Source organism: Pareuzebyella sediminis (assembly GCF_008367235.1).
Classification (GTDB): Bacteria; Bacteroidota; Bacteroidia; order Flavobacteriales; family Flavobacteriaceae; genus Pareuzebyella; species Pareuzebyella sediminis.
In genome coordinates this window covers 72,723-91,749 of sequence record NZ_VTZS01000003.1, presented here as the reverse complement: position 1 = coordinate 91,749, position 19,027 = coordinate 72,723, and the positions used below count along the sequence as shown (strand labels likewise).

Here is a 19,027-nt window from a genome sequence, read left to right as displayed (position 1 = left end):
TGATTCTATATTTTCTGCGCCTGGCTAATCCAAAAAATTTACGATTTAAGTTGCTTCCCGAAAATACATATTAATAAAATTTTATAGGATTACACTTATGAAAAAAACTTTACACCCACTCGTTCAAAAAACAAAAATCGAATTAAAAAGATTAGATAAAATAAAAGAGCGAAGGAGCTGGGAGGAAAAGCAAAAATACAATGGTTCATTTTTACCGATATCCGTTGAGCCTAAATTGAGGGGGAGAGCCCTTAGGTTCATGAGCGATATAATCTTCCTTTTGGAGGAAAATGGCCATGGTATCACTTTCGAATATAATCGATGCCATATTGAAATGTACGGACAACTTACTGAGATCAACCTAAGGCAAAAATATTTCAGGAAAAGGGACAAGGATGCATTGGGGTATGGTAGCGAACGCTATGAAAAAAGTGAACTGCTCGAATTCCAGATTGGGTCCTATGCCCGAAAGGGGTGGATGGATAAAAAAACTAAAAGGTTGGAGGATTACCTGATGACCATTTATGAATATCTGGACAAGGACAGCAGACAATGGGCGGATCTCAGGGAAGAGCAGCGCATCCAAGAGGAAAGAAATCGTATCCAAAAGGAGAAAGAAGCTGAGATTGCCAAGAAGAAAGCACTTGAAGCAGAAAAGTTCAATCAATTGATACTAGACGCCGAAAAACATCAAAAAGCTATTATGATTAGGAGTTACTTGAACACACTGGGCAAAAATCTAAACCATAAGGAAGAATTCCAGGGACAAAAACTTCAGGAATACTTGAATTGGGCTTCCCAAAAGGCCAACGAGATCGATCCTTTAAAAAAGGATCATGAATAGTCTAATGATTCTGATTGTCATATGAATTCAATGGTCTACCGATTACTTAATTCTTGAAGATTTATGGACACTATAAGCCATGGGAACGGCCTGAATCGGGCTTTTTCCCAAGTCCTTCCTTGCTCAAATTTTGTGGTTATCAACATCAACCTTCGGAATTTCATTCATTTTCATCTCAACTGACACTATATTGAACCATTCGAAACTATATTTTATTTTATTCACAAATAACTGATAATCAATTTTTTAAAATTTATTATCCACTACTTTTCACATATCAAAAACCGTGTAATCCCAAACAGTTTACGATATGCGAAAATCACATTTCATCACTATTCTTTTATTATTTGTTTCCAGTTCCATTTTGGCCCAGATCGGTGGTATCGAGGATTCCGTCAATGATATTTCTGGTACTATACGGACCATCTTCCCCATCATCCTTGGTGTCATCTTTTTAGTAGGTTTCCTGTTCAATGCCGGACACTTCTTCGGCGAAAATGCCGATCTTAAAAAAGGCATTACCCGGGTATTGGTCTTTGTTCTAATTGCCGGGGCGGTTGTGGGCATCTTTGCCTACCTCATCGGAATTGTGGTGTAAAATGAAGAAGTACGAGATCTATCGAAACATCCGTAAGGGGGCCATGATTATGGGACTTCCCATCTCCCTCTTTGCCCTGATGATGGTATCCGTAATCGGCTCCCTATTAATCATCATATTTTCTTTCAGCTTTAGTGTCATCGTGGTCCTGCTTGTCACCAATACCTTCTTATATGGGGTATTGGTGCGGTGGGCCAAAACCCCTCAATTACTTTCCGTTCAAAAGGTTTTCCCACGCATCATCAGCAACAAAAAACTAAGCCCTCTTTCCTATGCATAAAATCAACCTGAATTCCCATCATCCCATCCTGGACATCCAAAACCATGTGGTCTTTGCAAACAATGGGAATGTGGTCTTGTGCTATGAAGTAGTCCTTCCCGAAATCCATTCCCTCTCCAAGCAAGATTTCGAGGAACTGCACAGCATGTGGTTTCAAGCATTCAAGTCACTTCCCATGGGCACGGTCATCCATAAACAGGACATTTACCAAAAAGTGGGATACGATGCCGAACAATTGCCTAACCGAACTTTTTTGGAAAAGGCGACCCATGACTATTTTCAGGGCAGGGAACACCTGAACCATCAAAGCTATCTATCCTTTATACTGCCCTTGGACAAAACTCTCAACGCCAACAAATATGTCAATCCATTCAGAAAAACGGAAAAAGGCTTTCATCGAAAACTAGATGTCCAAGTGGCGGAGTTCATCTCTTCCGTCAATGATGCCGTTTCCTTTGTCAATAACAGCCAACGCGTGTCATTGGTGCCTATGGTACCTGATGACATTCTCAACCATACAAACGATTATTACAATGGTTTCAATGTTGGTTTTGATACCGATGTACTACTGGATAAGAAACAAATCGAAATCGGCAACCATTTCTTTGATGCCATTGCCGTCAACAACGAAGCTTGTTTTAGTGGAGCGGTCCAGAGCAGCAAGACCAATGAGCGGTTTACTTCAGACGATTTTAACTTTCACCAAGGTTTTATAGACGACCTGGGTCTTGACCTTAACGAGAACCACATGGTGAATCATATCCTCTACCTGGATGACAAACACAAATGGCGCAAGCTCTTGGACAAAAAAGTGGAGGAGCTCAGCAAAAGTTCCAATTTCGGTTCCCAAAACAAGGTAATCCTCAAAAAGGTCCAGCATATTCTTGACCAAATCAATACTGATGATTCGTCACGCATCATCCGGGGACATCTCAATATCATCTTCTGGCATTCGGAATCCGAACATGTAAAACGGATTGCATCCCAAATCAAGGCGGGTTTTAAGGAGTTGGACATCCTTCCCTATTACCCAAATGGCGCGGAACGCAAGCATTACTTTTTGAATTCCCATCCCTGCCATGCCACCAACTTTTCCAACGAAGATCTCTATGTAACAGATTTGAAGCATGCCTTATGTCTCTATATCAACAACACGAACTATACATCCGATGCCACAGGTATCATATTCAATGACCGTCAGTACAACATCCCGGTACTGAAGGATGTATGGGACGAACAAAAGAAACGCATCAAGGCCCGGAACTTTGCCATTTTCGCCCCAACAGGGGAAGGCAAATCCTTTTTGGCGAACAATATCTTACGACAGTATTTTGAGCAGGGTGTTCGGCTGGTACTTATCGATTTGGGCGGCTCCTATGCCAAATTCGCAAAGCTTTATCCCGACCAACATATCATCCTGCGTTACGAGCAGGGAAAAAACCTGGGCATCAATCCTTTTTATATCTCTGAGGAATCCGACCTGAACCCAGAGCGTTTGGAAGACCTCGCTGTTTTTCTCTTGGAACTCCTTGCGGCGGACAGGCCTTCCAAATCGCAAGAAGTAGCCATCAAAAAGGTGTTGCTGCTTTATTACAAAAAAGTCAGACAGAATCATTCCTTGGCTTCCCTCTATCAGTTTGTGGATGACCGGAAAGACAACCTGATCCAAGAACTGCAGATTAAAGAAGCACATTTTAGCACCTATGATTTCCTTCATATCCTATCGGAATATGTGGAAGGTGGTCCCTACAGCTTTCTATTTAATTCGGGGACTGACCAAACTTATACCATCGAGGACAAACGGCTCATCATCTTTGAACTGGATGAGGTCAGGGACAACAAGGAAATCCTATCCGTGATGCTCAAGCTCATCAAGTCGGCCATCCAACGGACCATCTGGCAAAACCGTTCCGAAAAGGGCATCATCCTGTTCGATGAGTTTGCCAAGCAGTTGAAGTTTCCTAATGTCTTGGAAAGTGTCGAATTCTACTATCAGGCCATCCGGAAACAAAACGGGGCCATTGGGATCATCCTGCAATCCATCAACCAATTGCCCCAGAATTCCACTTCGGCCAGTATACTTGAAAACACCCAGGTCATCTACAGTCTGCGGAATGAGAAAGGTTACGACACACTTCAAAAGCGCCTCAACCTCTCAAGCCATGACCTGAACCAATTGAAGTCCATCCGCAACAACCTTACAGGTGAACGGAAATACACTGAAATCTTCATCAAAATCGGGAAGGAGAGCAACATCTTCCGCTTGGAAGTTCCACTCGAAGTCTATGCTGCCTACCTGACTGATGGTAAAGAAAACACCCAAATTATGGAACGCTATGAAGAAACCCAGGATATGGAGCAAGCCATCAAAGCATTTATTCACCTCAAAAAGAATTCTTATGAAAACAATTAAGAATATGTCCATCAGGAAAAACGCCCTAATCCTACTATTGGCCCTAACCACTACCCTATTACTGCCAGCAGGCGCTGCCTGCCAGGGGATGCCAGTATATGACAATACGAACTTCATCAGCATGGCCAAATCTTTAGCCGAATCTGCCAAACAGACCTCGGAACTGTTGAAGACCGTACAGTTTTTAAAGGAACAAAAAGACAACATCGTCAAGGTCAACAACACAATCAAACAATTGAAGGCCCTTCAGGAGTTGACCAAGAACAATGAGATTCTTTTCCGTACCGTACAGATGGATCTCAGGGAGATATTGAACTCCCCCTATATAAAGGCAGGGGAAGTGGAACAAGTATCACGCTCCTTTGAGCAAATCATGGATACGGCCATTGATGATTTGGACTTTGTCAACCAGATCCTTTCCAGCGACTTTTTGAAGATGACCGACGCTGAGCGTACTGCCATCTTGATGGATAAGAAAGTCCAATCCCAGGAAATGGTGGCCGAACTGGAGGTAAAGACCAAACGCTACTGGGAAATCATCTCCTTTCGGAAAATGCAGGACATCATAAATAACCGCGAAACCAACTATTAATGGCAGGTATATTCTTAGGTATCGGATTGGAATATGTGGACGCGGTCTTTCAGACCATCAAGAGCAGTGATTTTTCCCAATACACCATTGTTGGGATGAAAACCTTGGCCGTGCTGTTCTTTCTGATCAACATCCTCAAAAAATACAATGAGGGCATCGCAACCACCGATGGCCATACCTGGGGATTGACCCCTACCGAACTGGCCAAGAACTTTGCGATTGTGGTATTAGTCATTTTTTCCACAGAGGTGTTGAGCGTCTTTGACGGTATCTTGGTCGCCATCGAATCCCAGTACCGGGACACGGCTCCGGCACTCCTCCCCTTACAGCTACAGGATGTGGACCTGGAACGGGATGTGGGTGCCTTGGAAGCCGCCAAAAAGGCCATGGCCATATTATATGAGGCCCTTGTTACTCCCTTGTACGGCCTAAAAATGCTCGCTTTTATCATAGGCGTCATCTTATGGTTGTTGGATATTTTTATCTATCCCCTCTTTCTAGCGGAGCGTTATTTTCTTTTGGGAATCCTTCAGGCTTTTTTTCCTTTGATCATCAGTCTGTCCGTTTTTGAAAAGTTCCGAAACCTAGCCTACACCTATTTCAAGCTCTATGCTGGGGTCTATATGCTGGTACCTGCCTTTTTTTTGGTCAATGTTTTTGTGAACAACCTTTATACCGAGATCAACACCAACTTTTGGGGCAGCTTGTTTGGCACTGATTGGGGCAGTGAATTCTTTGCCCCGGTCATCCAGCTGGGGTCCATCGGATTTATCGTGTTGCTCAAATTCAAACTGTACCGGAAGGCCACAAGTTTCACGTTGCGCTTGTTTACCGGATAAATCCCTATCAAAATGAAAACACCTTTTAAAAACATCCAACAGGTTTTACAGCTGAACCGATTTGTGGTCTTGGCCTTGGTCATCATGACAGGGTTGGTCTGTATCATATCAGTCACACTGGTTGTCAAGATACACAGGGAAAGCCAGGAAAAGGCTTTTGTGGTGAGTTCCAGTGGAACTGTCATTCCCCTTCAACTGACTTCCCAACGCGAAAGCTTAGAAGTTGAGGCCCTCGCGCATTTAGAGCAGTTCCATAACTGGTTCTACGGCGTGGAGGCCAACAGCTATGAAAAAAACATGGAAAAGGCCCTATGGTTGGGCAATGCTTCCGTGGATGCCGTATACCGGCAAAAAAAGGCCGATGGCTTCTATAACCGATTGTTGCAATATTCCTTGGTCCAACAGGTGGAACGCATCGAATCCCAGATCGATATGACCCAGGAACCCTATGCCTTCCAGACCCGTACCGTGATCCGCATCAATCGGGTTGCTGTTACCGACACCTATGAGTTGGTTACCACGGGCAAACTCATCCAAGTGGCCCGCCATTTCCCCCACAACCCCCATGGGTTGTTGATTACTGATTTTTTTGAAAACTCCCTCCGTAAAATAGAAGACTATGAAACCACAGAAGAATAAGATTGTATTTGTATTGGTCCTGGTAGGGGTAGTCCTTTTTATCGTGGCCTATTCCATCTTCACTCTTGGTAAGGACAAGAAAACCGAACTGAAACCAGACCGCATTCCGATGCCCGATCTGGAGGAAAACCAAAAAGTGTATGAATCCAAGATGGAGGCCCTGGATGCCCTCAAGGAGGAGCGCGAGTCCACCCCTCCCCAGATTTATCCCGATCATATGGTCGATGACAAGGGCTATTTCAATCCGGACTATATGGAATATGAGAAACATCGTATCATCGATAGTGTCTACAGTACGGGCAATTTGGCCCCACATAGTAAACCTGTGCAAGCATTGGATACAAAACCGAACAAGGAACCCGAAACAGAACAAAAACCTATCAAAGAGCCATTAAAAGACAATTCCATAAGTGCTACCGAACTGGCCTTGGAACATCAATTGTTCTTTGCCTCCCATCCTAAGGTTCCGGAAAGTGAGACTACTAAAGGTATTTTGGTTGAAGTGGACGGCAAACAGGTCTTACGAAAAAACAGCCGCATCCGGTTGCGCTTAGTGGAACCTACCATGATCAACGGCCAAAGATTTCCCAAATACTCGACTTTGTTCGGCACCGTGCGTTTCCGACCCAATCGGACCATCCTGAACATCACCCAAATTGACCATGTTCCCTTGCAATGGGAAGCCTTTGAACTCCAGGATGGCCTTCCAGGCCTCTATTTGGAAAACTCCCTGCGGGAGGAAGCAGCCCAAGAGGTCATGGACGATATGGTACAGGATATCAATATTGCCGGTTTGCCCCAAGTAAGGGGCCTAAAAAGTGTTTTCCAACGCAGCCATCGCAAGCAGAAAGTAACCGTTTTGGATGGTCATCGCCTGCTTCTAAAACCAAAACAGTAACATAAAAAGCAAAACCATGAAAAATCATATCCTTTTCCCCATCATCTCATGTCTCCTTTTCTCTATCCAAGCCCTAGGTCAAACCTTGGACACCATCTATGCCAACGACCATCAGGTGGTGGCCCTTTCCTTTACGGATCCCATCCAAACGGGCATAACCGGTTCCCCTAACTTTGCCTTCAATTTCAATAGGGAACAAGCGGACAACTTGGGATTGCTGCAGGCAGAAAAAGACAAAGAAAGCAATCTATTGGTGCGGACCACCTCAGGAGACCTCTACACCTTCATCCTCGCCTATCGGGAAGACCTCTCCCAATTGCATTATTTCATAGCCCCGGAACAATGCTTAAAAGACCCTTTTCAACATTCTTCCAATGGTACCTCTGCCCAAGATTCTATAAAGAAAACCGATTCTACCAAAGAAGAACACTTTACACTTTTCTGTACTCAATTGCTTCACAAAAAATCATCCACCCGCCACAGCAAACATCAAAAAGGCATTCAGGTCAAACTCATGCAACGCGTATACCATGATGACCATGTCTTTATGGTTTATGAATTGAAGAATCGTTCCACTATTCCCTATGCACTTGGGCAGTTCCAATTATCCAAGGTATTGGGTACCCCAAAACGGAAAGCCTCTTATCAGGAATTGCCCATAACTCCCCTCTTCGAATTCCAAATGCCCAAACGAATAAGCAAAAATAGTTCGGTTCGCTTTGTGATGGTCTATCCCAAGTTTACCTTGAACTCGGAGGAACGCCTACAAGTAAAGGTATTGGAGGCCAAAGGAAGCCGAAACCTTACCTTAAAACTACGCTGATCATTTCCCGAACAGGGCCCTGATTTCCGCATGGATGCGATAAAAGTTCCCCTCCAAATCTATATCCTTAGGTGGTTCAGGTAACCCCTTTTGGAGCTGGGGCCTTTTGAACTGCACCTTTTTTTCCTTCCCATCCGCAAAGGCAATGAATTCCCCTTGTTGCAACCGAAAGAACACATCGGCCCGTATTTTGCTCACCTCCCGTTCGCCTGTGGTCACACGGGTATCAAAATTAATGGTATGGCTACGATTGATGCTGGTGGTGGGTTTCTTTACGAGTTCAAAAAACCGCTCATAGTATTTGGCCGTCTCTGGGTCGTTCACCTTCCCAAAAAACTGGTAGGATAGGTTACTTAAAATGGCACGACTGGCCTTGTCCCCATAGAGGATATCGTTCTGTACCTTGTCCTGCATCACATATACCGTGGCAATATCATAACTCCTTAAGGTAGCTGGGATGCGATGCATATTCAATAGCCGTAAGGTCGGTGCCTCCTCCATCAAGAGAAAGGATGGCTTGGCGTTGCGTATGGCCATCTGTTTGGTCAAGGTATGGATGATGGTGGCAATAGCAGGACTATAGGCCGTTTCATACTTGGGATTGTTGACCACGGAAACGATAACGGGACGTTTTTGTTCCTTAATATCAAGGGGTACTTCATCCGCTGAAAGCACATAAAAATTCCGTTGGGTTGAGATTTTCTTCAGGGCATTGGAGAGCGTACTGCGGACCCCGGCGGTCTGGCGTTCCGACTTGATGCCATTGACAAAGGCATCGGCCATAGCCTTGGCCGTATGGTTTCCCTTGAGAAAGGCTTCCAGACTTTCCATGTCCAGATATTGGTAAAGGGCCATCAAATGGGGCAGGGTACAATAGTCAGGATAGTCCGATTTCAGTTTCCAGATCATCCCGCCCAACAGTCCCTCCACTGCATCGGTAAAAAACTTGCCGCTGCCCGTAGCACCGGATTCCTTTTGTTCCAAAAGGTTTTCGACCAATACACGGGAGAGTTCATTGACACTTTCCTCCGAGTCCATATACCGGGGAGCAATGGGATTGACCCGGTAATGGATGGGATCAAAACCGACGGGGTAAAAGTCCACCTTTTCAGCATCAATCAAGGGATAGGCGATTTCGGTAAGCTCAAAATCCTTGTAATCATGGATGACCCCTGAAAACCCGTTTTGGACAAAATGGTCCAACAGGGGTGCAACCACACTTTCCGTTTTGCCACTGCCCGCGGCCCCTATGATGGAGATGCCCCTACGGATGTTCTGCAAAACGAGTTTTCCCTTTTGCAAGGGTATATTGACCAGAAAAGGAGTGGGTTTGATCGTAAGGGCTTCCGGCTTTACAAAGACATAACCTACCACATTGATCAAAAGCAGTGGACAGACCCATCCCAGAATCAACTGCGGTCCAGGGAATCCTGCAAAAACATAAAGACATATGCCCAAGCAGACCATGAACAACAAACCGATTCCCAAAGCAAACCGTATCCAGCGATAAAGTGCAAGTGAAAGCAAAGCCCCCACGACTGTGATTGCAATAAGTATGTTCCATTCTACTTCCATAAGCCATGTATTTAAATACCGATCGATCCTGATTTAATGGCCACGTCCACGCCCCGCTTCAGGGCCTTGATGGTCTTTAGGGCCAGCTGTACCTTGTTGGTCGGAATCTGTGGGAGATGGACACCTGATTTGCCCAGCAACTTAAGGGCAAGGGCCTTTTCATTGGTCGGCAACCCTAAGATGGTACTGTAGTACAGTTTTGGGTTCTGTACCATCAGTTTCCGAGACGGGTAGTATTCCACAAAATTCCGTTGGTATTCAAATTTTGCATCGAATACTTTCTCCGCTTGGGTAAAAAACTGGTCCCTATCAAAACCCCGTTTGACCATCTTTCCGTGGAGCATCACTTCCGATGCCCGGTACTTGCTCCCTGGGGAAAGGCTGACGGAGTTACTGGCATCCCTTCGGCTGACAATAAGGTGCACATGGGTCTGGTGGCCCGGTTTGGCCATCCCCTGGACAATACGTTTGCCGTCCAGTTGGTGCGGAGCGGATTGTTCCAATTCGGATATCTTTTCTTTGATCTGCTCTAGATTACCTGTTTCCTCCCCTCGCACTATCCTGCGTTTTTGATGTTGAAGTTCCAGAATCTTTGAGGCCATGGGCTGGTTCTCCCTGACCTCTCGATCCTTGCCCTTGTAATAGCGTTGGTGTTCCACTTTGGCAAAGTATTTTATGTCATTCACGTTGGGTGCCCGACCATGGATTTCCCGATGGAAGGATTGGGCATAGACCTTCATCAGTTCCCGGGTATAGGCCTTCAGGTCCTTGGAATGGTCCTTTAACCGCCTCAGTTCCGCTTGGCTCGGACTGACCGTAATGGCATAGAACTTGGGTTCGTGCTTGCTGAGTTTTTTGGTATTGCCATCGATTTCCGATATGACCTTTTCGGCGGTGATCTTATCCCCGTGCTGATTGAAAAAGTGTTCCTGTTCAGGAAGGGAAAGGGACTCGTTTTCCTTTTCCAGATAGGCCACATAATCCGCCGCACTTTGGCTGAAATTACCCTTGGTTTGCTGTGGGGTGATGGTGATATACATAGCGATTCATTTTTTAGGTTCTTGGTGTTTTTGTGCCTCCTTCTTCTTTATCCAGTTCTGCAGTTCGGATTCCAGGGTCTTGGCCGTTTGCTTGCGTTCCGTCAACAGGGGCTTCTTTTCGGAAGGGTCCTCTCCTTCAAAGAGGGCATGCATCATGGCTGCGGTGGGTTTGGTCTGGTTCTTTTCGATGTCCTTGATCACGGCCATCACCGCATTGATTCGTTTTTTGATCAGGCTCTCCAAGGTATGGATATGGGGTCCCAGGGATTCTTTTGGGGATATCCCATTGGCCTCGAAAAAGTCCAACATCAACAACAAGGTCATGGATTGGGAAGCGCCCATCCGCTTACTGAATTTCTTGAATTTCTGGGCAATCGATGTTTTGATGCTCAAGCTCTCAAACCGTTCCTTTTCATATCCTTTATCCATTTTTCCGTGAAAAATTTGCCAGTTTTAGGGGGCTGGCGGTGTTTTTCCGTGAAAAATGCACAGCAACTCCCCAAAAATTAGTTGCAAAAATTATACAATCAGCTATAAATCAATGTTTTGACAAAAACCGCAAACCTGTAACATGGCGTCAGCCTGTTACCCTCTTGCTTCTCCTTAGTCCCGCGATGCGGGACCAAAAACTCGAACAACTTGGCCTAGGCCGGTTGCCTTTTTATGTACATGTCAAATTGATGGGTACGGACTTAGGGAAAGTCAAACCTGTCTGCCGGGGCAGATCAAATGGATTGCCGCACTCAAATTATGGTGTTTACCAATACCCTAAATTTATGGAATTTAATACGTTGAACATAAAAAAAGCCCATCATAATGGATGGGCTTCGATGGTGTGTATTAAGGTTCACATATTGAATACAAAATCATAATTGTATAGATTTCGCATCGCTTCATCTTCCAAGAGGGCTTCATAGTCCTTATCATGGATTTTTGCAAATTGGCGCAATTCGGTCCCGGAACGACTTTCCACATCTTCTTTGGAATCGGAAAGCAAACGTTCCTGGGTTTCGCTATCAAGGTTTGTAAAATTCAAATAGACCATAATTCAATGCTTAGGATATTCATTGTTCACAAATCGTAAAGACTAGGATCAAATCCATCGGGATAATCCCCAAGATTTTGTTGCAGTTCCGACCCCATTTCAAGATCGGTCATTTCCATATTCGCTTCCATGAACATTGGATTATAAGATTCCATTATCTGCAAAACTGTAGTATCGTCCATCAGGGGCAAGGATGATATGATCCAAAATCTTGACATCAAAAAGCTGCGCCGCCTCTTTGATCTTTTGGGTCAATTGTTTGTCCTGATAACTGGCCTTGAGTTGTCCAGAAGGATGGTTATGGGCGAGTATGATCCCCACGGATAGGGTCTTTAGCGTAATGGCAAAAAGGATGCGCAGATCTACCAAGGTTCCCGTGATGCCTCCATGGGATAAGGGGTAAATGCCCTTTACCTTGTTGGACTGGTTGAGCAGCACGATTTTAAAGGTTTCATGCAGGCCTATGGTCTTGTTGTCCCAATTTTGGAACAATAGATTCGCCACCTCGTTGGAATTGGTCACGGAAAGGGATTTCAGCGTGCTGAGCTTTTCCCTATAACTGATCTGTATTTCATTGACACGGTGTTCCATTTCATATGTTTTAAAGATGAAAAAAGAAAGGGATGCCCAATAGTTGGACACCCCTATTCCATCAATCGTTGTTACCGCCCAACAATAGGATTTCACTGGCCACCACTTCGGTCACATACTTTTTATTGCCCTCTTTGTCCTCATAGGATCGGGAGGTCAATTTCCCTTCGATGGCAACTTCCTTGCCCTTGGTCACAAAACCTTCGATGATGTCGGCCAGTTTCCCCCATGCGATAATCGTGTGCCATTCGGTGTTGGTCACCCGTTCCCCTTCGGAGTTCTTGTAATGTTCATTGGTGGCCATAGTGAACCGTGCCACACGTTTGCCTTTGTCAAGGTCTGTGATGGTGGGATCCTGCCCCACGTTTCCGATAAGTTGCACTTTGTTTCTCAATGTACTCATGATAAAAAGTTTTAAAAGCCTGCCGTCTTCCTTTATTGGATAGATTGGCAAACAGGGTTAAAATTCCCCCTCTATTTTTTTGGTCATTGTTTCCCAAATTTTAAGGGGCGTTTGTTTGCTTCTTACGTGCGTAGCACAATAAAAGAAGGGGGTTCTGTCAAGGCTTTTGGACGGAAATCGGGAGGCTCCGCGACGTAGCAAAATCCTAGGATTTTCAAGGAAGTGGAAACCCTATTTGTGGACAAAACCTGTCTTGGCCTTGACAGGTTCTATGAGGGCCTTAGGAATTCCATCCGACCCATTGGCAAGGGAGTGTACGGGAAGTTAAGCGACCGAGGGCGATGGTGTCCTGATTGGAAGTCCTTGGGCACTGCCCTGTTTTTCGATGCCCCGAAAAACAACCAGGGCTTCTTTTATTATGGACCCCTTAAAATTTGATGGGCGGACGGACGGATTTGCGTCCTTTCCCGGCAAAGCCCCAAGAAGGGTTTGCAAAGGAAGGACGCACCAAAAATCCGTTTGGACGACTTCCATATTGGCCAAATGACAATACATCAACTATTGTGATAGTAATGGGTCAGTAATCCTAGAACTTGGTTTCTTTTTAGTCTTTCTGGAACAGCTCTCGTTGATCGTTAGTGGAAGATCCGCCCAACTTGGGCATTGAAGTTTTCATACTGTCCTTTAAGGCTTGTCTCCGTTTCTCATAGATCCAGACCCTTAACCTTTTCAAAAGACCCATCTCATATTCGGACAGTTGTTTGGGAGCCACTTCCTCCATGGCCTCGATTTGTGCATCCTTCTTAAAGGTCTTGGCATACTGCATCCCACACCAGGTATAGATGTTCACCCATTCACTGGGCATGGGAGATTCGAAGGTCCTGGGCATCATGTAGGCCACTACCTCTGTCAAGGAGGCCATCTGTTCCCCACGCATCTGGGTCAACATCCGGGCCATGGTGATATTGTTTAAAAGGTCTTTGGGAACGGCATCCTGCCATTGTGATGGATACACAATGATGGGACTTTGCAATAGGTCCATAAAGTCAAGGACAAAATCGGATTTGGCCTTTTTGAAAGACTTGGGGCTTAGGTTTGGAATTGACGTTTTCGCTGGCTCCAGGTCAAAGCCAAAATCCAGTTGCACTACGTTTTGTTTTTCCATGATCTGCGTTTTAAATTGAACAATAGTGACAGACCGCCAAACGCAAGGGAAAATTTTGGAGTGGGAAGGAAACGGAATAAAAAGTGACATCGGCAACGGTTTTATGCCGTCCCTTGTCCGAGAAATATTTTCCGGGTTTATCTTTGGGCAGTATTGATCGGAATACCTTCCACACCCTATTATTTGGCCATCAGTGCACCCGTACCTACCTGCCTTGGGTCGGGTTTTAAAGGTTGCTTGAGGGTCGAAATCACCTCCAAACTAAAATGACCGAACTCTTCGGTCACCGTTCCGTGGCATAGATAGATACCCTTTCCATGAATGGGTGTGGACAACATGGTTTGGGGAAAGTGCACACAGTCAAAAAAATGCCCTTCGAGATCGAGCATGGTGGTAAAGCGCATGGTGTCTCCTTTAGATGTGGTGTTCAATCGGGTATGCACTAGGGAACCATATATCCATATCTTTTGGTTGACATGGGCCTCAAAATCACCGGCGGTCAATCGGCTCCTTACCTTGCCGTCCATGAGTTCGTAATACCCACATAGCGGAAATCCTAAGAGTTCCATTTGGTCATAGGCATCCTCAATAGGATGGGAAGGTAAATTTGGCAATGTAAAATGCCTGTGGTTGGGTTTAAAGAGTAGTTTCTGGACCGTATCCTTTCGATGGGCCTTGGTCTTGAACACGGCCTGCCAAAGCACTTGTTTCTTGGGCACCCCAAAGTCACGAAAGGCATCAATACGCACCAAGATGGTCAACTGTTCAATGGCAATGGGGACACGATCAATGAAATCATCAAAATCCTTGAACTTGCCATGGAGTTGCCTTTCGTTCAAAATGCGTTGGATGACCAAACGTTCCAGACTCCGAAGCTGTCCCAGTCCCAAATAGATGTGCTTTCCATAAATGGTATTGACATGGTCACTGCGGTTGATACATGGCGGATGGATGACACCGCCCCACATCTTGATCTCATGCACATAAAGTTCGGTATCGTAGAACCCTCCCCCATTGTTGAGCACGGCCACCATAAACTCCAAAGGGAAGTAGCATTTTAGGTAAAGGCTTTGGTAGCTTTCCACCGCATAGGAAGCGGAATGTCCCTTGGCAAAGGCATAACCAGCAAAACTCTCAATCTGTTCCCAAACCATCTGGGTCAGGGCGGCATCATGCCCTCGCTGCTTGCAGTTTTCAAAAAACTTGAGTTTCACTGCCTGAAATTCCTCTCGGGAACGGAATTTTCCACTCATCCCCCGTCGCAGCACATCGGCCTCCCCAAGGTCAAGTCCTGCAAAAAGGTGGGCCACTTTCAGCACATCCTCTTGATAGACCATGATCCCATGAGTCTCCGGCATGATCTCCAAAAGGATGGGATTGGCCTCCTTGCGGCGTTCCGGTTCCCGCTCCCTACGGATGTATTCATCCTTCATTCCAGAAGAGGACACCCCTGGACGGATTACGGAACTGGCCGCTACCAGTCCCAAATAGTCATGGGTCCGTAGTTTCTTCATCAGCCCCCGCATGGCAGGGGATTCCACATAATAGGCCCCTATGGCCCTCCCCTGGCTCAACAGCCGGTTGATATTTGCATCCTGCTTCATCGCCTCCACACTCTTGATGTCCCAAAGCATGGCATCGGGTTGGTTGCCCTTGATCACCTCAACCGCCTCCTTGATCTTGGCCAATCCCCGTTGGCCCAAAATATCAAACTTGAACAGCCCCACATCCTCGGCAATGATCATATCGAACTGTACCGTCGGGAACCCTTTCGGTGGCAGGGTCGTGGCTGAGTAGTAGTGCTCGGAACGGTCCAAAATCAAGATCCCCGAGGAATGCACACTGATGTAATTGGGCATGCCATGAATATAGGTGGCGTATTTCAGTACCAACCGGGCCAGTTCGTCCAAGGCTCCCTGCTCGTACCGACCTGAACTGAGCTTATCAATTTCCTCGGTGGGCAGACCGAACACCTTGCCCAGTTCCCGAACAGCGGCCCGGTACTTAAAGGTGTTGTAGGTGCCCAATAGGGCCACATGCTCAAAACGTTTAAAAATATAGGCCGTGACATCGTCCCGGTCCCAAGTGGAAAAATCAATGTCAAAATCTGGGGGCGAGGCCCGAAAGGGATTGATGAACCGTTCGAAATACAGGTCCAGTTCAATGGGATCCACATCGGTGATTCCAATCAGATAGGCCACCAGACTGTTGGCCCCGCTCCCCCTGCCCACATAGGGATACCCTTTGGACTTGGCATAGGAGACAATGTCATGGTTGATCAAAAAATAAGACACGAAGTCCAGTTCCTGAATGGTACGCAGTTCCCGGAACATCCGCTCCTTGACCTTTTCCGTGGGATGGGCATAGCGTCTGGGCAGCCCATCCAATGCCAGTTCCCGCAACCGTTCCACATCCAATGCTTTGGACTCCAAAAAACGGGACTGGTTCTGGGAAACCCTATCACTTCCAAACCCAAAGGCAATGGAGCAGGAATCCATCAACCGCTGCGTATTCTCCCAGATATGTTGAACATCGGCCAAGGCTTTTTTCAGTTCCTCCATGGGCCGAAGGGTATCGGTCGGTCTGGCCTCCTCGGACTGGGGCAGTTTGCTCAACAGTGTGTTCAAGCCTATGGCCCGAAGCAACCGATGGGTATTGAAATCCTTTTTACTGCGAAAGCTCACGGGCTGCAACAACACCAACCTATCCTTAAATTCGCGATAAAGTGAGAACCGCAATTTCCGGAGTTCTTCCACCGAGACCCCAATATATTCATAGGCCCTAAAATCCGTCCGTTCCTCCTCTTGGATCTTCTCGAAGGGATAGATGACATGGACATGTTCAAAAATTGGGGCCACAGTCGGAATAGGCGTTCCTTTGTGCAGGTGTTCGGATAGAAAGGCATTGATCTCACGAAACCCTTCATTGTTTTGGGCCAGTCCCACAAACTCCTGTACGTTCCCGTTCCGAAAATCGATGCCCAGAATGGGACGTATCCCCCGCTCATTGGCCAATCGAACAAAGTTCATGCCCGCCGAACTGTTGTTGATGTCGGTCAGGGCCAAGGTTTCCACCCCATGGGAACAGGCCAACTCCAAAAGCTCGGTTTCGGAGAGCACCCCGTAGTTCAAAGAGTAATATGTATGGCAGTTCAGGTACATTATTGCTGTCTATGGGCCAATAAGATGGGTGGTTGTCCATCAAAGGGGTTTCCGCCCCTTCCTATACTATGGGCTCCCATGGCCGAGGCCCGCATCAGACTGGATTCCCCAAAGCGGTTCCTTACTCGGTCCATGGCCTGGTAGAGGTTAAGCAGCTTTTCATCATCGGCAAAAAGGTCTATCTGATAGTGTCCCCCAACGATATGACTGTAGTTGACCCCCACAAGTCGAATCAACATCCTACGGTCATAGAGGGAGGCAAAGAGTTCCTTCACCAAGGGTACCAACACATGGTCCGCAGAAGTATAGGGAACCCGTTTCTGTTTCGTATAGGTCTTGAAATCACTATATCGGATCTTGACGCTCACACAACCCGTCATCTTATTGGCCCTTCGAAGTTGGTAGGCCAGGTTCTCCGCCATGGCGAACAAAGTGGTCTCCAATTTGACCATATCGGTGGTATCCTTTCCATAGGTCCGTTCCGTGGAAATGGACTTCCGCTCATGAAATGGGACCAAGGGGGAATTGTCCAGCCCTTGGGCCCGCATCCAGATGGTCCGTCCATGCAGGCCAAAGGCACTTTCGAGCATTTCCAAGGGCAGTTCCTGTACGGTCTGTATGGTGGTCACCCCCATATTGGAGAGAAGCCCATAGGTCTTTTCCCCCACCGAGGGCAGTTTACGGATGTGCAGGGGCGCCAAAAACTCCTTTTCAAGTCCAAGGTCGATCTTCATCTGGTTGTTGGGCTTGGCCTCCCCGGTGGCCACTTTGGAGACCACCTTGTTCTGGGAAAGCCCAAAGGAAATGGGCAGTCCCGTTTCCCTTAAGATCCGTTGCCGCATTTCCGAGGCGTACTTATAACAGCCAAAAAAACGGTCCATACCGGAAAGGTCAGCATAAAACTCATCCACGCTTGCCTTTTCAAAGACCGGGACACTCTCCTTGATGATCTCGGTCACATTGTCCGAGAACTTCATATAGGTCCCCGCATTGCCCTTAATCACCGTGGCCTCTGGGCACAACCTACGGGCCACTTTCATGGACATCCCTGAATGCACCCCAAAGCGCCGGGTCTCATAACTACAGGCCGCGACCACCCCTCTGTCCCCCAACCCTCCGACCAAAAGGGGCCGCTTCGTCAGACGGCTGTCCAGCAGCCGCTCACAGGAGACGAAGAAGGTATCCAGATCGAGATGGAGAATGGTGGGTTTCATAAAAATATATTGGATTATTTCCTATTGTTTGGAATATATCCAAATGTACGGAAAGGGACGAGCTGTTTCAAAACTTTAACAATTTTCACTATCTTAATACAGCATAATTCAACCTCAAGATGTGCTATTCGACCAGACAGACCCGGGAACGGAAGGAGCTGGAAAAACTGCTATCCGTCAAGGCCATGTACGGTGATATTGACACCGACCTGGAACTCATTTATTTTCACGCCAACGGCTGGAGCCATCCTGTGATGTGGACCTTGGGCCAAGAAGAGCCCAACAACCTGCTCCCTGCCATGTGGGGCATCATGCCCCCTAAGGAAAAGCAGGAAAATTATACGGAGTATTTTAAGAACCCGAAGACCTTTGGAGGACTCAATGCCAAATCCGAAAAGCTCTTTGACCATTTCGTGTACCGGTACTGTTGGGAGAACCAGCGGTGCATCATTCCAGTGGATGGTTTCTTTGAGCCCCACAATACGAAAGTGAAGGTCAAGGGCAAAGACTTTAAGGTTCCCTTTTATTTCCATAGAAAGAATGGTGACCCCATATACCTAGCGGGTATCTATACCAACACGGCCGATGGACGGAGGACCTTTGCTGTCCTCACCAAGGATGCCACCCCTATGTTTGAAGAGATCCACAATGAAAAGAAAAGGCGACCCGTCATCATTGATGACGAAAACTTGGATGCTTGGTTACATAACGGCAACAATGAATCAGATGTTCAAGATCTTATCGATGACGATCTTTGGGAAGGGGATTTGGAAGCCTATCCAGTCACCAAGGACCTATATAGTAGAAGTGTGGATTCCAACTATGCCGGAATCATTGACAAAGTGGACTATGAAGAGGTTTCCATTTCCTATGGGTGACCATAAAAAAAGAGGAGCCTGTTCCCAGA

At 46.4% G+C, this 19,027-nt stretch carries 19 protein-coding genes; 10 read left to right on the top strand and 9 right to left on the bottom strand.

Features of this window, described 5'->3' with window-relative positions:
- The first annotated feature begins 97 nt into the window (after positions 1 to 97).
- The 9 genes from F2B13_RS11185 (at position 98) to F2B13_RS11145 (ending at position 7,926) form a co-directional block, all read left to right on the top strand.
- Positions 98 to 844, top strand: a complete 747-nt coding sequence (locus tag F2B13_RS11185) for a hypothetical protein (protein WP_149304200.1) — start codon at positions 98 to 100, stop codon at positions 842 to 844.
- 310 nt (positions 845 to 1,154) lie between these two features.
- Entirely contained in the window at positions 1,155 to 1,442 is a 288-nt protein-coding gene (locus tag F2B13_RS11180) for a hypothetical protein (protein ID WP_149304199.1), read from the top strand.
- 1 nt (position 1,443) lies between these two features.
- Positions 1,444 to 1,722 (top strand): hypothetical protein, encoded by a 279-nt coding sequence (locus F2B13_RS11175; RefSeq protein WP_149304198.1) that lies wholly within the window; start codon positions 1,444 to 1,446, stop codon positions 1,720 to 1,722.
- On the top strand, positions 1,715 to 4,135 hold the full coding sequence (locus tag F2B13_RS11170; RefSeq protein WP_149304197.1) for a TraG family conjugative transposon ATPase: 2,421 nt from the start codon (positions 1,715 to 1,717) through the stop codon (positions 4,133 to 4,135). Before F2B13_RS11175 ends, F2B13_RS11170 begins: the two co-directional genes overlap by 8 nt.
- Positions 4,122 to 4,727 (top strand): conjugal transfer protein, encoded by a 606-nt coding sequence (locus tag F2B13_RS11165; RefSeq protein ID WP_149304196.1) that lies wholly within the window; start codon positions 4,122 to 4,124, stop codon positions 4,725 to 4,727. Before F2B13_RS11170 ends, F2B13_RS11165 begins: the two co-directional genes overlap by 14 nt.
- Positions 4,727 to 5,566, top strand: coding sequence for a hypothetical protein (locus F2B13_RS11160; protein ID WP_149304195.1), 840 nt, complete (start codon positions 4,727 to 4,729; stop codon positions 5,564 to 5,566). Before F2B13_RS11165 ends, F2B13_RS11160 begins: the two co-directional genes overlap by 1 nt.
- A 12-nt stretch (positions 5,567 to 5,578) precedes the next feature.
- The gene (locus F2B13_RS11155) at positions 5,579 to 6,205 is read left to right on the top strand and encodes a conjugal transfer protein TraK (RefSeq protein ID WP_149304194.1); all 627 of its coding nucleotides are present in this window, start codon (positions 5,579 to 5,581) and stop codon (positions 6,203 to 6,205) included.
- Entirely contained in the window at positions 6,186 to 7,103 is a 918-nt protein-coding gene (traM, locus tag F2B13_RS11150) for a conjugative transposon protein TraM (RefSeq protein ID WP_149304193.1), read from the top strand. Before F2B13_RS11155 ends, traM begins: the two co-directional genes overlap by 20 nt.
- A gap of 16 nt (positions 7,104 to 7,119) precedes the next feature.
- On the top strand, positions 7,120 to 7,926 hold the full coding sequence (locus tag F2B13_RS11145) for a DUF4138 domain-containing protein (protein WP_149304192.1): 807 nt from the start codon (positions 7,120 to 7,122) through the stop codon (positions 7,924 to 7,926).
- On the opposite strand, the gene F2B13_RS11140 is transcribed toward F2B13_RS11145, so the two are convergent.
- From F2B13_RS11140 to dinB, 9 genes are all read right to left on the bottom strand, one after another.
- A complete protein-coding gene (locus F2B13_RS11140) occupies positions 7,927 to 9,501 on the bottom strand; it encodes a type IV secretory system conjugative DNA transfer family protein (protein WP_149304191.1) in 1,575 nt (524 codons plus the stop codon). It abuts the gene before it with no gap.
- Positions 9,502 to 9,512: 11 nt separating this feature from the next.
- The gene (mobB, locus tag F2B13_RS11135) at positions 9,513 to 10,541 is read right to left on the bottom strand and encodes a MobB family relaxase (RefSeq protein WP_149304190.1); all 1,029 of its coding nucleotides are present in this window, start codon (positions 10,539 to 10,541) and stop codon (positions 9,513 to 9,515) included.
- Positions 10,542 to 10,547: 6 nt separating this feature from the next.
- A complete protein-coding gene (locus F2B13_RS11130; protein WP_149304189.1) occupies positions 10,548 to 10,970 on the bottom strand; it encodes a BfmA/BtgA family mobilization protein in 423 nt (140 codons plus the stop codon).
- Between the two features lie 418 nt (positions 10,971 to 11,388).
- Complete coding sequence (locus tag F2B13_RS11125; protein WP_149304188.1) at positions 11,389 to 11,586, bottom strand: hypothetical protein; 198 nt, start codon at positions 11,584 to 11,586, stop codon at positions 11,389 to 11,391.
- A gap of 141 nt (positions 11,587 to 11,727) precedes the next feature.
- On the bottom strand, positions 11,728 to 12,177 hold the full coding sequence (locus F2B13_RS11120; RefSeq protein WP_090294766.1) for a JAB domain-containing protein: 450 nt from the start codon (positions 12,175 to 12,177) through the stop codon (positions 11,728 to 11,730).
- Between the two features lie 61 nt (positions 12,178 to 12,238).
- On the bottom strand, positions 12,239 to 12,580 hold the full coding sequence (locus tag F2B13_RS11115) for a single-stranded DNA-binding protein (protein ID WP_149304187.1): 342 nt from the start codon (positions 12,578 to 12,580) through the stop codon (positions 12,239 to 12,241).
- A 604-nt stretch (positions 12,581 to 13,184) separates the two neighbouring features.
- Positions 13,185 to 13,745 carry a hypothetical protein gene (locus tag F2B13_RS11110; RefSeq protein WP_149304186.1) on the bottom strand — a complete coding sequence of 187 codons (561 nt, stop codon included), beginning with the start codon at positions 13,743 to 13,745 and terminating at the stop codon, positions 13,185 to 13,187.
- 179 nt (positions 13,746 to 13,924) lie between these two features.
- On the bottom strand, positions 13,925 to 16,906 hold the full coding sequence (locus F2B13_RS11105; protein WP_149304185.1) for a DNA polymerase III subunit alpha: 2,982 nt from the start codon (positions 16,904 to 16,906) through the stop codon (positions 13,925 to 13,927).
- Positions 16,906 to 18,120, bottom strand: coding sequence for a DNA polymerase IV (gene dinB, locus F2B13_RS11100; RefSeq protein WP_149304184.1), 1,215 nt, complete (start codon positions 18,118 to 18,120; stop codon positions 16,906 to 16,908). The genes F2B13_RS11105 and dinB overlap by 1 nt, the downstream gene beginning before the upstream one ends.
- Positions 18,121 to 18,239: 119 nt before the next feature.
- On the opposite strand from dinB, the gene F2B13_RS11095 reads away from it, so the two are divergent.
- The gene (locus tag F2B13_RS11095; RefSeq protein WP_149304183.1) at positions 18,240 to 18,998 is read left to right on the top strand and encodes an SOS response-associated peptidase; all 759 of its coding nucleotides are present in this window, start codon (positions 18,240 to 18,242) and stop codon (positions 18,996 to 18,998) included.
- Positions 18,999 to 19,027: the final 29 nt, after the last annotated feature.

Coding starts and splice junctions, on each gene's coding strand:
- F2B13_RS11160 (WP_149304195.1), top strand. CDS start 4,727: ATGGCAGGTATATTCTTAGGTATCGGATTGGAATATGTGGACGCGGTC.
- F2B13_RS11170 (WP_149304197.1), top strand. CDS start 1,715: ATGCATAAAATCAACCTGAATTCCCATCATCCCATCCTGGACATCCAA.
- F2B13_RS11095 (WP_149304183.1), top strand. CDS start 18,240: ATGTGCTATTCGACCAGACAGACCCGGGAACGGAAGGAGCTGGAAAAA.
- dinB (WP_149304184.1), bottom strand. CDS start 18,120: ATGAAACCCACCATTCTCCATCTCGATCTGGATACCTTCTTCGTCTCC.
- F2B13_RS11175 (WP_149304198.1), top strand. CDS start 1,444: ATGAAGAAGTACGAGATCTATCGAAACATCCGTAAGGGGGCCATGATT.
- F2B13_RS11110 (WP_149304186.1), bottom strand. CDS start 13,745: ATGGAAAAACAAAACGTAGTGCAACTGGATTTTGGCTTTGACCTGGAG.
- F2B13_RS11185 (WP_149304200.1), top strand. CDS start 98: ATGAAAAAAACTTTACACCCACTCGTTCAAAAAACAAAAATCGAATTA.
- F2B13_RS11140 (WP_149304191.1), bottom strand. CDS start 9,501: ATGGAAGTAGAATGGAACATACTTATTGCAATCACAGTCGTGGGGGCT.
- mobB (WP_149304190.1), bottom strand. CDS start 10,541: ATGTATATCACCATCACCCCACAGCAAACCAAGGGTAATTTCAGCCAA.
- F2B13_RS11125 (WP_149304188.1), bottom strand. CDS start 11,586: ATGGTCTATTTGAATTTTACAAACCTTGATAGCGAAACCCAGGAACGT.
- F2B13_RS11165 (WP_149304196.1), top strand. CDS start 4,122: ATGAAAACAATTAAGAATATGTCCATCAGGAAAAACGCCCTAATCCTA.
- F2B13_RS11145 (WP_149304192.1), top strand. CDS start 7,120: ATGAAAAATCATATCCTTTTCCCCATCATCTCATGTCTCCTTTTCTCT.
- F2B13_RS11105 (WP_149304185.1), bottom strand. CDS start 16,906: ATGTACCTGAACTGCCATACATATTACTCTTTGAACTACGGGGTGCTC.
- F2B13_RS11155 (WP_149304194.1), top strand. CDS start 5,579: ATGAAAACACCTTTTAAAAACATCCAACAGGTTTTACAGCTGAACCGA.
- traM (WP_149304193.1), top strand. CDS start 6,186: ATGAAACCACAGAAGAATAAGATTGTATTTGTATTGGTCCTGGTAGGG.
- F2B13_RS11120 (WP_090294766.1), bottom strand. CDS start 12,177: ATGGAACACCGTGTCAATGAAATACAGATCAGTTATAGGGAAAAGCTC.
- F2B13_RS11130 (WP_149304189.1), bottom strand. CDS start 10,970: ATGGATAAAGGATATGAAAAGGAACGGTTTGAGAGCTTGAGCATCAAA.
- F2B13_RS11180 (WP_149304199.1), top strand. CDS start 1,155: ATGCGAAAATCACATTTCATCACTATTCTTTTATTATTTGTTTCCAGT.
- F2B13_RS11115 (WP_149304187.1), bottom strand. CDS start 12,580: ATGAGTACATTGAGAAACAAAGTGCAACTTATCGGAAACGTGGGGCAG.